11 protein-coding genes and 2 pseudogenes are annotated in these 14,877 nt (G+C 39.5%); 2 read left to right on the top strand and 11 right to left on the bottom strand.

What is annotated here, in order from left to right:
• The 3 genes and pseudogenes from ACFINC_RS01815 to ACFINC_RS01805 all read right to left on the bottom strand — a co-directional run.
• Nucleotides 1–297: pseudogene (locus ACFINC_RS01815) on the bottom strand (tol-pal system protein); the annotation flags it as partial.
• A gap of 49 nt (nt 298–346) precedes the next feature.
• On the bottom strand, nt 347–868 hold the full coding sequence (pal, locus tag ACFINC_RS01810; RefSeq protein ID WP_375615836.1) for a peptidoglycan-associated lipoprotein Pal: 522 nt from the start codon (nt 866–868) through the stop codon (nt 347–349).
• A 196-nt stretch (nt 869–1,064) separates the two neighbouring features.
• Nucleotides 1,065–1,760, bottom strand: coding sequence for a DUF1013 domain-containing protein (locus ACFINC_RS01805; RefSeq protein ID WP_375615835.1), 696 nt, complete (start codon nt 1,758–1,760; stop codon nt 1,065–1,067).
• Nucleotides 1,761–2,125: 365 nt separating this feature from the next.
• On the opposite strand from ACFINC_RS01805, the gene ACFINC_RS01800 reads away from it, so the two are divergent.
• Nucleotides 2,126–2,872 carry a YebC/PmpR family DNA-binding transcriptional regulator gene (locus ACFINC_RS01800; protein ID WP_375615834.1) on the top strand — a complete coding sequence of 249 codons (747 nt, stop codon included), beginning with the start codon at nt 2,126–2,128 and terminating at the stop codon, nt 2,870–2,872.
• 1,351 nt (nt 2,873–4,223) lie between these two features.
• On the opposite strand, the pseudogene ACFINC_RS01795 reads toward ACFINC_RS01800, so the two are convergent.
• The 5 genes and pseudogenes from ACFINC_RS01795 to tolQ all read right to left on the bottom strand — a co-directional run.
• Nucleotides 4,224–4,418 (bottom strand): annotated as a pseudogene (locus ACFINC_RS01795) (DUF4102 domain-containing protein); the annotation flags it as partial.
• A 1,871-nt stretch (nt 4,419–6,289) separates the two neighbouring features.
• A complete protein-coding gene (gene tolB, locus ACFINC_RS01790) occupies nt 6,290–7,615 on the bottom strand; it encodes a Tol-Pal system beta propeller repeat protein TolB (RefSeq protein WP_375615833.1) in 1,326 nt (441 codons plus the stop codon).
• A gap of 32 nt (nt 7,616–7,647) precedes the next feature.
• Nucleotides 7,648–9,204 carry a cell envelope biogenesis protein TolA gene (locus ACFINC_RS01785; RefSeq protein WP_375615832.1) on the bottom strand — a complete coding sequence of 519 codons (1,557 nt, stop codon included), beginning with the start codon at nt 9,202–9,204 and terminating at the stop codon, nt 7,648–7,650.
• A gap of 89 nt (nt 9,205–9,293) precedes the next feature.
• Complete coding sequence (tolR, locus tag ACFINC_RS01780; protein WP_375608433.1) at nt 9,294–9,746, bottom strand: protein TolR; 453 nt, start codon at nt 9,744–9,746, stop codon at nt 9,294–9,296.
• Nucleotides 9,747–9,761: 15 nt separating this feature from the next.
• Nucleotides 9,762–10,475 (bottom strand): protein TolQ, encoded by a 714-nt coding sequence (tolQ, locus tag ACFINC_RS01775; RefSeq protein WP_375615831.1) that lies wholly within the window; start codon nt 10,473–10,475, stop codon nt 9,762–9,764.
• Nucleotides 10,476–11,449: 974 nt separating this feature from the next.
• Between tolQ and ACFINC_RS01770 the strand changes: the two genes are divergently transcribed.
• Complete coding sequence (locus tag ACFINC_RS01770) at nt 11,450–11,590, top strand: hypothetical protein (protein WP_375615830.1); 141 nt, start codon at nt 11,450–11,452, stop codon at nt 11,588–11,590.
• Nucleotides 11,591–12,489: 899 nt separating this feature from the next.
• Here the strand turns inward: ACFINC_RS01770 and ybgC are convergent.
• The 3 genes from ybgC to ruvA form a co-directional block, all read right to left on the bottom strand.
• Nucleotides 12,490–12,930 carry a tol-pal system-associated acyl-CoA thioesterase gene (gene ybgC / locus ACFINC_RS01765; protein ID WP_375615829.1) on the bottom strand — a complete coding sequence of 147 codons (441 nt, stop codon included), beginning with the start codon at nt 12,928–12,930 and terminating at the stop codon, nt 12,490–12,492.
• Between the two features lie 211 nt (nt 12,931–13,141).
• The gene (ruvB, locus tag ACFINC_RS01760) at nt 13,142–14,236 is read right to left on the bottom strand and encodes a Holliday junction branch migration DNA helicase RuvB (protein WP_375615828.1); all 1,095 of its coding nucleotides are present in this window, start codon (nt 14,234–14,236) and stop codon (nt 13,142–13,144) included.
• 13 nt (nt 14,237–14,249) lie between these two features.
• The gene (gene ruvA / locus ACFINC_RS01755; protein ID WP_375615827.1) at nt 14,250–14,864 is read right to left on the bottom strand and encodes a Holliday junction branch migration protein RuvA; all 615 of its coding nucleotides are present in this window, start codon (nt 14,862–14,864) and stop codon (nt 14,250–14,252) included.
• Nucleotides 14,865–14,877 lie beyond the last annotated feature (13 nt).

Here is a 14,877-nt window from a genome sequence, read left to right as displayed (position 1 = left end):
GGCGTTTTCCATCACATCAGAAGCTTTATCAGCAGCATCCGTAGCTTTCTTTACCGCGTCAGATGCGCCTTTACCCGCAGCATCAGGTATGTTTTCCATCACATCAGAAGCTTTATCAGCAGCATCCGTAGCTTTCTTTACCGCATCAGAAGCGGCTTTATCGGCGGTATCAACTTTATCCGTATCATGTGCAGGATATTCAGAAGCCTTTCGCGCCGCACTTTGAGCAAATGGCGCTGAAAAAACTATGAAAACCGCCATATAAAAGAGTGCTTTCCAATTGATTTTACGATACATTCTTTTCTCCCCTTAAGAGCTCATTGAATAATTGAAACAAATAACTTTTTTAATGACTACTCGCGTTACTCAACGTTGTAACAGCACGTCGATTTTGATTCCAACAGGAAATATCATCACATACCGCTACAGGTCTTTCTTTCCCGTAAGAAATTGTTTGAATTCGTTGCGCAGACACACCTAGAGACACCAAATAGTTCCGCACAGCAACAGCACGGCGTTGTCCAAGTGCCAAGTTATATTCACGTGTTCCCCTCTCATCAGCATGACCTTCAATCATAATAGAATAATAAGGATAATGAAGCAACCATTCTGCTTGGCGCGTTAAAATACGTTCAGCATCAGCATCAAGTGAAGAAGAATCGAGACTAAAAAATACACGATCACCCACACTAACTGTAAATTCTTGTCCTGAACCTGATGGCGCCTGATTCAAACCAGCATCATTCATATAAGCGCCATTCATACCGTTAAGTGCACCGATATTTTTTTTGTCACACCCACCCAAGCACAATGATAAAAAAAAGATAACCGCTAAAGAATGAAAGAGAGTATTTTGGGTAGAGCACATAGCCTATTTCTCCTTGAGTTTCGTAAAAAGGGCAAATTCTTAGAATATTTTTAAAAATAACTGTTAATTCCTAATGAAGACGAAATTTTTTTGTCCTTTGTCACCATTTTTGAATCTCTGCCGATTTTTCTTCACTCTCTCCATTAACTTCATCTAACATTTCCCTAAAAAACGTTGTACTTATACATCATGCTGTTTATGCATCATCTTGGTCTTGACGATTTTTTTGCAACGCGTTCAACTTTGCAAAAACCTTATCGGCATCAAAAGTCTTGTGTAGATTTTCTTCACGCTCATTGTCTTCTAGAGCAGCGTTTTCCGTCACAGATGCGGGAAGCAATGACCTATCTTCTTCCGCAGCAACAGGGCGATTTTTTGCCGCACGTTGGAGTTCAAAATCTAAATCGATTTGCGAACACAAACCAAGTCCTACAGGATCAAGAGGGACCAAATTAGCGCTATTCCAGTGGGTTCTAAGGCGGATTTGTTCAATCGTTGCTTTTGTTGTTCCAATCAACCGTGCAATTTGTGCATCCTTCAACTCGGGATGGTTCGTGACCAACCATAGAATACCATTGGGACGATCTTGACGTCGAGAAAGAGGGATATAGCGCGCTCCTTTACGTTTTTTTTCAGGAATATGCACCCTAGATTGAGAAATTTTCAAGCGTGCGTTTTGATCTGCTTCCACCCGTGCAATTTCACTGCGTGTCAATTGCCCAGAACTAATTGGGTCTAAACCTTTAATACCATAAGCCGCCTCACCATCGGCAATAGCTTTTACTTCCAAGACATGCAATTTACAAAATTCTGCAATCTGATCAAAAGAAAGAGCTGTATTATCAACCAACCAAACAGCTGTTGCTTTGGGCATCAAAAGTTGCGTTGCCATTTTTATAAATCCTCTTCTGCGCCTAGGTTACCCGCCCACTTAAGAGCACTGAAACTTTATTACATAATTACATATCAGGTTTCCCCCACCCACTCTTAAAACAAAGCGTGGCATGGAATAAACCATTTTGCCATGAAACTGCTTTCTGTTATAGCGTGATTTTTGCTCAACGACAAGAGAGCTCTCTTGTAATGATCCTCAACAAGGTATCTTTACCTTTAAGATGAATTTTTTTATAAAGGCTTTATTCGATTATTTCACCTCACGTTGTGGCACATTTACTCTGGTGGGATGCACGTTTTATCGTCTTGAAATTCTAAAGAGTATCCAACTGGAAAGAAAGCCCTCAAACAGGAAAGAAAACTATGGCAGGCCATTCACAATTTAAAAATATTATGCACCGCAAAGGGCGTCAAGATGCAATGCGCTCGAAAATATTTTCTAAGCTTGCACGCGAAATTACTGTAGCAGCAAAACAAGGTGCTCCTGATCCAGCCATGAATCCACGTTTAAGACTTGCTATCCAAAATGCCAAAGCACAGTCGATGCCGAAAGATAATATTGAACGCGCGATTAAAAAAGCTTCAGGCACCGATGTCGAAAATTATGATGAAGTGCGCTATGAAGGCTATGGACCAGGAGGTGTTGCGGTCATTGTTGAAGCCTTAACCGATAACCGCAACCGCACCGCTTCAAACGTGCGAGCAGCCTTCACCAAATCAGGAGGAGCCTTAGGAGAAACAGGTTCTGTAAGCTTCATGTTTAATCGAATTGGTGAAATAATTTACAAGCCAGAAGCAGGAACAGCAGATAACATCATGGATGCAGCAATTGAAGCTGGGGCCGAAGATGTACAATCAGAAGAAACCGGACATCATATTACCTGCGCATTTGAAGATATTGGTGAAGTTTCAAAAACACTTGAGGCAAAACTTGGTGAAGCAGAATCGATTAAAACAATTTGGAAAGCCACCACCCTTGCACCAGTAGATGAAGAAAAAGCTTTATCTGTTTTACGACTGATTTCAACATTAGAAGAAGATGATGATGTGCAAAATGTTTATGCCAATTTTGATGTCAGCGATGAGATTTTGGCAAAACTATCTGTATAATTCCCATCATGCGCATAGGCACTCTCTTCATCTATGAGAGACGCAAAAGTATCTGTCATCCTTCTTCTTTATCCGCAGATATAAAAGCCCCGCGTCGATAGCGGGGTCAACCATTGGTGCAAAGCCCAGGGCATCATCACACACTTTACCAACTCATAGAGGTTGTGCGACAGCCCTTGGCACTTGAGGCGATTCATAAGAACCATTTTTTATTCCTTATCTTATACAGTTTCACTCCACACGGCTCTCCCCGTTTGTAACGTGCACACAAATGGTTTTGGTTGATTCAATATGAAATAGGTTTGGAATGAAAGAATCCTAGGATAGTCGAGACTCTCATTCAATATACAAAACAATAAATTATTATAAATCCAAGCTTTGTAGTAATAAAACCGCGATCAATCGCAGAAAAAAGAAAGCATTGCAAAAAAGCATGCACCCTTGAACGCTCAAACACTTCTGATAATAAAAGCATACAAAACTCTATAGCATCACCTTGTATTACATACCCCAAGAATTATCCATAAATCCCCTTTCTATTTGATCTTGTTATTCTTTAAGATTATCTTTTCCTCCTCGCCCTCAAGTGATGAAGATTTCACCCCGATCCGATCTGTAAACAGTTTTAATTTTCTTGACGTATTCCTATGACGAATCACTTTACGCATCACGCATGAGATTCGTTTGTACCTTAAGTCCTGTCAAACAAGCCGGCCTCTAAATATTCACCCCTCCTAAAAAACACACTGAAAATATATCAAGGAGATTTACATATCTTATATCACCACACCTCAAAGACAGTGTTTCTCGTTTATGAAGGAACAAACCGCCCCCATCATACACTTTGCCAACACCTAATGTTGCTGATAAGTCTTAGCCTCTGAGACAGTTTAAGAGGCATTTTTACTCCTTTGAAGTGTTTTTCTCCACACGGCTCTCCCCGCTTATGACGTACAAGAAACATGGATTTTGAGTAATTCGCCATAAAAACAGATTTGAAATGGGAAAATCTTACGATATTCAGGGCTCTTATTAAAGTTGAAAAATGCTACACTATCATTACAAATCAATATATTATTATGATATAACAGAATAAGTAATTATAAAGCCAGAGCGGGCTGTTTGGCAAAGTATTTTATAAAAAACCGGTATATCTCTCTAATCTATTGCGGATAAATTTTTGACTTTATAGCATTAATTTATGGCATTGTATGCTTCCTAAAAATAGCGTCATTGATCTTATAAAATCTGTTCTTTTTCTGTTACCTATCCCTCAATATTCAAACCGAAAACTACAATATACTTGAGATAAAGAGTAAAAGGATTGAGTACTTTGGAGACTGTTATAAACTTTTATTAAAGAGACATGTCTGAACGCTCCCAAGCCCATTTCACGGCAGCGCCCGTGAATGATATAACGATAAAGTCACTGAACACCTGCATCTTTAAGTTTGTGGAGAAGCAAGCCGGAACCATCGTTATATATTTTGCCAGCTCGTGGGTGTTGCGACAGCCCTGAGCACTTAAGACGGTTCATAAGAGCCATTTTTAGTTCTTTCTTGTACAGTTTTATCCCGCTTATGACGTGTAAGAGATATGATTTTGATTGATTCAAAAGAGAATAAATTTGAAATAAGAAAAATTTACGATATTCACGGTTCTTATTCAAGGTGCATAATGCTAAATTATCATTATAAATCAATGTATTGTATAAACCAGAAGAGGTCAACAGGATCAGGTATGTTCGAAACGAAAAAACAATCTTATTTGGACAAAACAATAAAACCGTATAAAAACCAATGCCCATATCACCACCTTTCATACGAGTTTACGGCTTTTTAACTTTACAGCTTTTTAAAAGTATCCAAAGCAATATCTTTTAAAGAATGGAGATTTCACATTTGCCTCACACTTTTATTTCCCTTGTTCGTTAATGAAAAGAAGCCCCTTACACAACAAAAAACCCAAAACACGACACGATAAAATGCCACGGGCAATATCCTCCAATGGCCTCCACGCAATCTCCCTACGTAATATTATTGTATTGCGAATTCATGCTCTGGTTCATATTTTTGTTAAAGAAAAATCTCTCAATGCGCATGCCTTTCATTTCATGAAAGCAGCCATAGTATAACGTAAGTTCCCCGTAGGGTATGAAAGCCTCTCTACCATCTTTACTTCGTAAAGCGATAAGCCGGCATCATTATGCTCTTTTCTAGCTTCTAATGTTGCTAACTCTCAGCCCTTGAAATGATTCATGAAAAATATTTTAGCTCCCTTTTGAAAGAACTTTATTCATACATCAACGCTGGTATCAATGTTTCCATCAATGTCGCTCGTGACCTGTAAGCGCATCCCTTTCATCTCATGAAAACAGCCATAGTATAACGTAAATTCCCCCGTAGGGTATAAAAGACTCTCTACCATCTTTACTTCGTAAAGCGATAAGCCGGCATCATTATGCTCTTTTCTAGCTTCTAATGTTGCTAACTCTCAGCCCTTGAAATGATTCATGAAAAATATTTTAGCTCCCTTTTGAAAGAACTTTATTCATACATCAACGCTGGTATCAATGTTTCCATCAATGTCGCTTGTGACCTGTAACAGAATAATTTGAAAAGAAAAAATCTTATAATCTTGAGAGCTATTATGATGCAAAACAATGAATTATTCTTTTATGGAGTAAAACACCGTCATCTACGGCATGGTAGCATAAGGTTATTAACATATTTATTTATAATGATAATTTAGCATTATGCACCTTGAATAAGAACCGTAAATATCGTAAAATTTCCTTATTTCAAATCTATTCTCTTTTGATCAATCAAAATCATATCTCTTACACGTCATAAGCGGGGAGAGCCGTGTAGCGTAAAACACTTCAAAAGAATAAAAAAGCTTCTTATGAACCATTTCAAGGGAAAAGGGCTGTTGCAACATTGGACGCTAAACATATGATGGTGCCGGCTTACTCTATTTTATTAAGCATCTAGAATTCATTGACACATTAAATATTTTTTTAAAGGCCTGACCAATATTCTTAAAGCTTCCTTTAGTTACAGAAAACGCATGAAGAGCCAGCAGAGAAAACATCCTCGACAAGAATCCGGATTCTTCACAAACTAAATCGGAGAGAAAATCAAAAAAAATATATAGCAATACTTTGCATAAAAAGTTGAAATCTAAAGACCTCAAAACTTTCGGTTATACTTTTAAAAGCATTGTTTTTTTAAAGCATTTCCCCCAAGGAAACTCCACTATTTACAAATAACCGTAGATGATAGGTGAAATATACATAACTCCCCATGCCCACTATAATCAATTCCTTCTTTAAATAATTAAAGACAATTGAGATTGTGTAAACTTGAAATTGTATAGACTATATTCCCTCTATGTTCTGTTTTTAAGCACTTTGTTTTATTGTATAGTAAGCAATGGCGACCATGCTGGATCAGAAGCATCATTGGGTGTGGGGAGTTGACGTTCATTGCGTCCTGTAATGTCAATGGTATAAATTTTTGGTCCCATACCCGGATTTTTGCGAAAGAACATCAGCACACGACCATTTGGCGCCCAAGTTGGTCCTTCATTGTGAAAACCAGTGGTTAAAATTCGTTCTCCTTGTCCATCTGGGCGCATAACACCGATAGAAAATTGTCCGTCTAATTGTTTTGTAAAGGCAATATAGTCACCCCGTGGAGACCAAATAGGTGTAGAATAACTCCCCTCGTTTGAAGAAATACGCTGAATATCACTTCCATCCGCATTCATTTTATAGATTTGCGGCTTTCCGCTACGATCTGAAGAAAAGACGATTTGTTTACCATCTGGTGAATAAGAAGCAGACGTATCAATAGCGGAAGTTGTTGTAAGCCGCGTCATCGTACGGGTCCGTAAATCCATGGTGTAAAGATTTGCGCTCCCATCATTTTGCAATAAACTCATGATGACTTTTTGTCCATCAGAAGAAAAACGCGGAGCAATTGTCATATTATTAAAAGTTCCGATTAACTCTCTTTGTCCCATTTCAATTTGTTGGAGATAAACATGAGGCACTTGATGATCTTCATAAGCCATATAGGTCATTTCTTGTCTTTTTGGTGAAAACCGTGGTGTAAGCACCAATTCACTTCCATCGGACATATAAATCAAATTTGCTCCATCTTGATCCATCATGGCTAAGCGTTTAATGCGTGCATTTTGAGGTCCTGTTTCATCGATAAAAACAATTCTTGTATCAAAATAACCACTTTCTCCTGTCATCTCACTATAGATCTCATCTGCAATTATATGGGCCACACGCCGCCAACGTTCTGTCGCGGTATAAAAACGCCGTCCTTTCAGTTGTCGCTCTCCAAAAACATCCCATAAACGAAAATCAACTCTCAATCGTCCATCGATTTCTCTCATGACTTGCCCCGTCACCAAACCTTGCGCTTTTATTTTCTGCCAATAAGCAAAATGCGGTTGTTTATTAGGATTAGAAATGTTTTCAACAAAATTTGCTTTATCAAGCGGTAAAAAAAGCCCCGACCGTTCAAGATCGGCTGTCACCACAGCCGTTATTTTAGATCCAATCGAATCATTGGAAATAAAGTCTGTAATTGCAATGGGAATGGGATTAAAATCAGCGCTTGAAATCGTCCCTTTCAATTGCGCATAAACCAATGAAATATTTGAAAGCCACAACCCACAAGCGACAATAAACCAAGCAAAAACTTTATATCTCGTTATAGTCATCATGGAATGCGTCCTTTCGTTAAGCGATTTTTTTATCATCTTATTTCTTGGAGGGGATCAACATTAAAGTCAAAACCTTGCCCCCACAGGCCATATTGATCACGTGGGAGATCTGCATAAGGTTGGCATGAAAAAACAGCCGCATATACCCGCCTTATCATAATAGCTTGTTGACTCTCAAGACCGCTTACAGGATCAATGATAGGATCACCCACAACCATTCCTTCACGGTCCAAATAAAATCGCAACCGCACAACCGGACGGTTTTTTAAATCGCCACCAAGCGCTACAAGTTTAAGCTTCTGTTGAATACACCCCCCAACAATATTGACCAATGTTTGTGCCATTTTTGTGGTATCATTAATATTTTTTCTTGCACCCAAAGCTTCTGGTGTATGAGAACGTTTTGCTCCTCCTCCTTGTGACCGCGCACGATTGAGCAAATTATTTTCCTCCATGGCCAGAATATCTTCAATGGTCTGTTTCTCTTGGTGTTTCTTGCTAAGCTTTGGCGTATTTTGATTCAATGCCGCTTTATTTTTCATTGTAGATTCTTCGTCAAATTTTGGTTTCAACTGTGGAAGAAGAATTTTTTCTGGAAGCACAATTTTGGGCACTTGATGAACCACCTGCTCTGCCGGTACTTTTTGTACCGTTGGAGTCAATTCTTTTGGCGATACCATCTCTTCATTTTTGTGCAAAGGCTTAAGCGCAGTCTCGGGTGCATCCTCCGATACTTTCAAATGCACCTCAGGCGCAACCTTTGGCGCATCTTCCGGTACTTTCAAAGGCATCTCAGGTGCAAGCTTTGGCGCATCCTCTGGTACCTCCAAAGGCATCTCAGGCACAACCTTTGGCACATCTTCCGGTACTTTCAAAGGCATCTCAGGCACAACCTTTGGCACATCTTCCGGTACTTTCAAAGGCATCTCAGGCGCAAGCTTTGGCGCATCTTCCGGTACTTTCAAAGGCATCTCAGGCGCAAGCTTTGACGCATCCTCCGGTACCTCCAAAGGCATCTCAGGCACAACCTTTGGCACATTTTCCGGTGCCTCTAAAGGCATCTCAGGCGCAAGCTTTGGCGCATCCTCCGGTGCCTCTAAAGGCATCTCAGGTGCCACCTTGGGCGCATCCTCCGGTGGTACCTCTAAAGGCGTCTCAGGTGCAACTTTGGGTGCATCCTCTGTTTTTGCTTCTAATAATTCTGGTTGTGTAAGTTCGGATGTGGATGTTTCCGACGTACTTTCGCTTGTTAGCGGCGGTGTTGTTTCAACGGGGAGCAACTTTTCTTTTGGTTTAAAAGGCGCAAGACGATCTATTTGTCCCTCCCCAATATGGCGTGCATCCTCTTTTTCTTGTGGTTGCATGGTTGGTTTAATGGCAGGAATCGCACGGATAGGAGCCTTCACAGCTCCTTGTTGAGAGGAAAGCTCTTCCATCAAAGGAGCCAGAGTGATAGGAATTGCTTCCAATTGTTGTGGTAAAGAGACAAAGCTTGCAAACTGAACGGCTCCCCAACCAAGAAAAATGACATGGACCACAAGGGATAAAGCCAAGCCTCGTTTCATGCTATGATAGGAGTCTTTGTTCATTCTTTATGCCTTATTTACGCCTTACATTTTTTCATTTTTAATCACTCTGTGCTCTTTTTAAAAACAACCATTTATGCGCAATTTATCATTTATTGCGCTAGACTTGCTAATGCAACTTGAGAAAAACCTGCCTTTTGAATATCGGCCAACAGTTTTAATACTTGTTGATATTCAACAGTTTTAGCAACCCGCACAAAAATCCGTTGATCTTTTTGGGCAGCATCTGCTTCCAGAAGCGTTTTTAGGTGTGCAATCAGCGCTTGTGACGTTTCATAATAATCTTGATTAATGGCCAAGCGCCCTTGCGCATCAAGTGAAACCGTAAGGGGCGTTTTTTGCGCGTGTACGGGCCCCGCTTGACTACGAGGCAAATCCAAAGGAACCCCATTCACCAAAAGAGGTGCAGAAACCATAAAAATAATGAGCAAGACCAGCATGACATCCACAAAAGGTGTGATATTGATTTCACTCATCAGTTGGCTTCGTGAATGACGCCGCCCACGTGTATTTTTGCGAGAAGAAGAAGCAACAGAAATTCCCATGGGATAAGCTCCTTTTTATAAAGGGGAAGGTGCTGTGCGTGTTTCATCAATACGTCGCGATACAATTGTTGAAAATTCATCGGCAAAATTTTCTATTTGTGCAATGATGCGCGCACTTTCATGGGTCAACTTGTTATAAGCAATAACAGCTGGAATTGCTGCAAACAAACCAATCGCGGTTGCCAAAAGCGCTTCTGCAATCCCTGGCGCGACAATGGCAAGTGACGTATTTTGAGAAGCTGAAATAGAAAGAAAAGACTCCATAATACCAATAACTGTTCCAAAAAGTCCGATAAAAGGTCCCGCAGACCCCAGTGTCGCAAGAAAACTTAATTTTGATTCTATTTTTTCACTTTCACGCCCCAGCGTCAAATCCATAGCCTTATCAATTCTGCTCTGCAAACTTTTCGATGTATGGGTCCCTTTTTCAAGAGATTTTTTCCATTCAACCATTGCCGCCATAAAAACTGCGGATATACTATTGGTACGTTGACTTTTGCATGATGCATAAAGATCCTCTAGCGCTTTGCCAGACCAAAATGTGCGTTCAAACTGCTTTATTTCACGCCGTATTCTCCGATACGTAAAAATTTTATCAAAAATAATTGCCCAACTCCAGATAGAAGCGAGCAGCAACCCGATCATAACACCTTTCACGATCCAACTCGCTTGCATAAACAAATGCAACATTCCAATTGTTTCTGGATTCGTTAGTTCACCATGCGGCATAATTTTTGTCCCTCTAAATGAAAGATGCATTTTTAAAAATTTTATAAAACAGATTATTTTATATTTTCTAAATTTAAGTAAAGACTCTAGTCTCACATAAATCCATGCGCTAAAACAAGACTTGTTTCTTAAATTTCCTTAAAAAGTGATAACGAGAGACATCCCTCAATGCACGCCCCCCCTCATTTCACAACAGCATTTATGAAAAATATAACGATAAGGACTTCCCCATAAATGCTATAAAAATAAAAGATATAAAAATGCATGATATTAAATCTATTATGCACCACCATCTTTACGCTTATGAAAAGAACGCTAAATCATCATAAGCGTTTCCAGCTTAAAATACAGCGATAAGTCTTAGCACTTGAAAAGATTTGTAAGAGGTATTTTATTCCTTTCTTAAGTGTTTTTGTATCCACTCACCAACTCCGCTTGTAACATGTAAGAAAATGTTTTTGATTAATTCGCGGCAATAGAGCTTGAAAAGAAAAAATCTGACACGTCTCAGGATTTTCATTTCAAATTGCAATGCAATAAATTATCATTATAAATAAATATGTTAACATCATGATAAGATACCGCATTGCCTTAAAGCTTTTCTTTCTCTCATTTTTAATGGGATTACACCCTTGGGGCATAAAAAATAAACCACCATACCTCGCCCGACGTTCTCCACATAATGCTCCTATGTAAGTCTCATGTAATCCCATAAAATTTTATTGTTCTGTGAATTTATGTATACGATAATATGTTGATTTATAAATATAATTTAGCATTACTCATATTGAATTAAAACCTTGAATGTCGTAAGATTCTTTCATTTTAAACTTGTTCCATGTTGAAGTAATCAAAATCACTTGCGTGCACGTCAAAAGCGAAGCTGGTGTGTGGGTAAAAATTGTATAAGAAAGGAGTGCCTCTAATAAACCTTTTCAAGTGCCAAGGGCTGTCGCCCCCCACGAGTTGGCACAATGTGTGATGGTGCCGGCTTACTTCTCCATAAGCGTAAAGATGGGGGGCTCAATGGCTTTATCGTTAGAAAACACCTTTCAATGCTTATCATCCCTCTGATGATGGCATCATGGTATACCGTAAAAACTTCTGGGAAGTGAAAAAAGCCACGTCACCATCTTTACTTTATGAAGCAACAAACCGCCCCTTCATTTTCTTTGCACCCTTGCAATATTGGTTCGTTATTGCATTGAGGATCGTATATAAAAAACATTTTTACATCTTTTTTCAATGGAATATATTGTGCTCTTATAATGTTTAAGCAAATGGTTTTACATGGTGCAACATGAACAGGTTTGAAATGAAAGCGTTTTACTCTCTTGGGCTTTATCGCCGTGAGAAAAAATAAATGACCGTTCCCAATCACTTTATTCTAGAGAATACTATGCTCTTGAAACTTTAAATCAAGAATGCATTTCTACCTTATATGTATTGATCTCTCGCTTATTTATTGCGTTGAAAAATGCACATGAAAATCATGCACTATAGATGGAAAGCTCTCTCTAGTAAAATCAAAGGACCATCGCGCAACAAAACAAATTACTTGCCTCTCAATATTTTAAGCAGATTTTCAATCTTGCTGCTTATGATCACTTTGATTACACTATTTTGCTGAGTATGTACATTTTTTATCACAAAAATGAACTTCATCCATTTTTTTTCTTTTTTATATTTTGCACTTTTCTGCTGTTTTCTGATGCAAACGAACTCTCTTCCAAGAGGAAGCAAAACATTTTGAGTTCATAGCAAAAAATGGATGGTGAGACGTTGATTTTGCACCACAACATGTTTGCACCACAACATGGATGAGGCGTAATTAATGAGGATATTATCTTTAATTGATTGGAGCAGAGATGCTTTTTTCTGATGTATCGTGTGACCTTATTGATGATCAAGGGAAAACATTTAAGTAAACTATGGTCGATGTATAATCTTAGATTATAGATTAATTTATGTTTCATGAAAAGGCTATGAAGCCTCTGTTCCATAAAGAACACTTTTAACCAAGCATTTTTGCAAAAAGTTCTTTGGGTAAACGTCGCGGTTTTGCCTCCTCATTAATCAGAGCAATTTCAACCTTTGCTGTTACCAACGTAGTCGCCTCATGCAAAATAGATTGCTCCATAAAAAAGCGTGCCCCTTGGATATGATTAACACGTGTTTTAACGACTAAAAGATGATCAATTTTAGCTGGTCTTGAAAAATTAATTTCCATATGACGAACAACAAAAAACAGTTTTTCCCCCTCACCCCCTGCTGCTAACATTTTATTATTAAAACCGGTATCGCGTAAAAACTCTGACCGCCCTCGTTCAAAAAACTCAAGATAACGCGCATGATAAACCACACCGGAAAAATCTGTATCCGCAACATAAACGCGGACCTGAAAATTATGAAAAGCATTTGTATGATTGCTCTTAAAAGGAGTTATTTCTGTCATTGACTTCATGTCCCATAAAATCATTTAATATAGCAAATTGTTTATCAATCAAAAGCTTGAACACATTTTTGTGTTGAAGTTGTGAAAAGTAAAAATCCCCTTAATCGTGCAAGACCTTTTTGGTCAGAATATGCTAAAAGAAGCACGTCTCTTGTATTTTATGACCTTACTATAAAATATTCACATAGTTTCTTTTAATAAAGAGAATGTCTTAGTCATCTTCCCCATCCCATAAAGAGGTCTGAAGTGATGAATTGTCTTGAGCATCAGAAAGTTGAGCACGCCTTTGTATAGACGTTGTAGAAGCAGGCGCAGAAAGTCCTAAATGGCTCCAAGCCTTTTCACTCAGAATGCGTCCACGAGCGGTTCTTTGAATAAAACCTTGTTGGAGCAGATACGGTTCAACAATATCTTCAATAGCATCGCGTGGTTCTGATAAAGCAGCAGCAATCGTTTCAATTCCCACCGGTCCCCCTAAAAAAGTTTCCGCAATCAGGAGCAAATAGCGACGGTCAAGCGGGTCAAGCCCAAGATGATCCACTTCAAGGCGCGAAAGGGCTTCATCGGCGATTTTTCGGTCAATTTGTTTTGCCTGTTTAACCAGAGCAAAATCACAAACGCGCCGTAAAAGCCGTCCGGCAATACGAGGCGTCCCGCGTGCTCGGCGTGCAATTTCATGAGCACCATCATCACTGATCTTAACGGCAAAAAGTCGTGCATTACGCTGCACAATATATTCCAATTCTTCTATCGTATAAAAATTGAGACGAATTGGGATACCAAAACGGTCTCGTAGAGGTGTGGTTAAAAGCCCCAAACGTGTGGTAGCCGCCACCAAAGTAAATTTAGCCAGATCAATTTTAACCGAGCGGGCAGCAGGCCCCTCACCAATGATAAGATCAAGTTGATAATCTTCCATTGCTGGGTACAGAATTTCTTCAATTGCTGGATTTAAGCGATGAATTTCATCAATAAAAAGGACATCACGTTCTTCGAGATTGGTCAAAAGAGCTGCTAAATCTCCTGCTTTAGCAATGACTGGCCCTGAAGTAGAACGAAAATTAACACCTAATTCTTTTGCCATAATCTGTGAAAGCGTTGTTTTTCCCAATCCCGGTGGTCCTACAAACAAAACGTGATCCAGCGCTTCTTGCCGTGTTTTTGCTGCTTCAATAAATATTTTTAAATTAGCCCGTGCCGCTTCTTGACCAATAAAATCATCGAGAACTTGTGGCCTCAAGGAACGATCTGGATCATTAGGAAGGGAGGTGCTACCCAGAAGGCGTTGATCTTCATCTTTATGCATTGTTACCTTGATTTTAAGTAGGAGAAGAAAGCAATTTGAGACTATGGCGAATCAGCAGGGCAGAAGAAACAGTTTCCCCCTCAAGAGCGTTCATTGCAAGAGCAAGAGCACGAGATGCTTGCTCCCGTTCAAACCCTAGCTTCATCAACGCAGAAAGCGCATCATGCGCAGGTTGATTGATCATCTCACGCTGAGGAACCGAAATAGTTTTGACAGCTTGTTCAAAGGGAAGTGTTTTACTTTTCAGTTCACCCACAATTCTTTCACTGACTTTTTTACCAACGCCCGGCGCTCGACTAATCATCGCAACATCATTTAAAGCAATAGCCTGTGCAAGTTCATCTGGCGATAAAGTCCCCAAGATTGCCAAAGCAACCTTTGCCCCTACTCCAGGAACATTTTGTAGAAGACAAAACCACTCCTGTTCAGCTCTTGTAGCAAAACCAAAAAGGCGGATTGCTTCTTCACGAACATGCGTTTCAATAAAGAGGCTTAACGCCTCTCCAACAGAGGGTAAAGAAGGACGCAGCCGATTTGACACAAAAACAACATACCCCACACCGTGCACATCAAGAAGGATATGATCATCAAAGATATGTTCAAGGGTGCCCTTTAATTTGCCAATCATCTTGCCACCCCAC

The organism is Bartonella sp. AP58NXGY (assembly GCF_042195785.1).
Classification (GTDB): Bacteria; Pseudomonadota; Alphaproteobacteria; order Rhizobiales; family Rhizobiaceae; genus Bartonella.
This window is presented reverse-complemented; position numbering and strand designations above follow the sequence as displayed.

Excerpts from the sequence above, each read along its gene's own strand:
- tolQ (WP_375615831.1), bottom strand. The coding sequence starts at position 10,475 with ATGCCGCATGGTGAACTAACGAATCCAGAAACAATTGGAATGTTGCAT.
- ACFINC_RS01785 (WP_375615832.1), bottom strand. The coding sequence starts at position 9,204 with ATGAACAAAGACTCCTATCATAGCATGAAACGAGGCTTGGCTTTATCC.
- ACFINC_RS01800 (WP_375615834.1), top strand. The coding sequence starts at position 2,126 with ATGGCAGGCCATTCACAATTTAAAAATATTATGCACCGCAAAGGGCGT.
- pal (WP_375615836.1), bottom strand. The coding sequence starts at position 868 with ATGTGCTCTACCCAAAATACTCTCTTTCATTCTTTAGCGGTTATCTTT.
- ACFINC_RS01770 (WP_375615830.1), top strand. The coding sequence starts at position 11,450 with ATGTGTGATGGTGCCGGCTTACTTCTCCATAAGCGTAAAGATGGGGGG.
- ruvB (WP_375615828.1), bottom strand. The coding sequence starts at position 14,236 with ATGCATAAAGATGAAGATCAACGCCTTCTGGGTAGCACCTCCCTTCCT.
- tolR (WP_375608433.1), bottom strand. The coding sequence starts at position 9,746 with ATGGGAATTTCTGTTGCTTCTTCTTCTCGCAAAAATACACGTGGGCGG.
- ybgC (WP_375615829.1), bottom strand. The coding sequence starts at position 12,930 with ATGACAGAAATAACTCCTTTTAAGAGCAATCATACAAATGCTTTTCAT.
- tolB (WP_375615833.1), bottom strand. The coding sequence starts at position 7,615 with ATGATGACTATAACGAGATATAAAGTTTTTGCTTGGTTTATTGTCGCT.
- ruvA (WP_375615827.1), bottom strand. The coding sequence starts at position 14,864 with ATGATTGGCAAATTAAAGGGCACCCTTGAACATATCTTTGATGATCAT.
- ACFINC_RS01805 (WP_375615835.1), bottom strand. The coding sequence starts at position 1,760 with ATGGCAACGCAACTTTTGATGCCCAAAGCAACAGCTGTTTGGTTGGTT.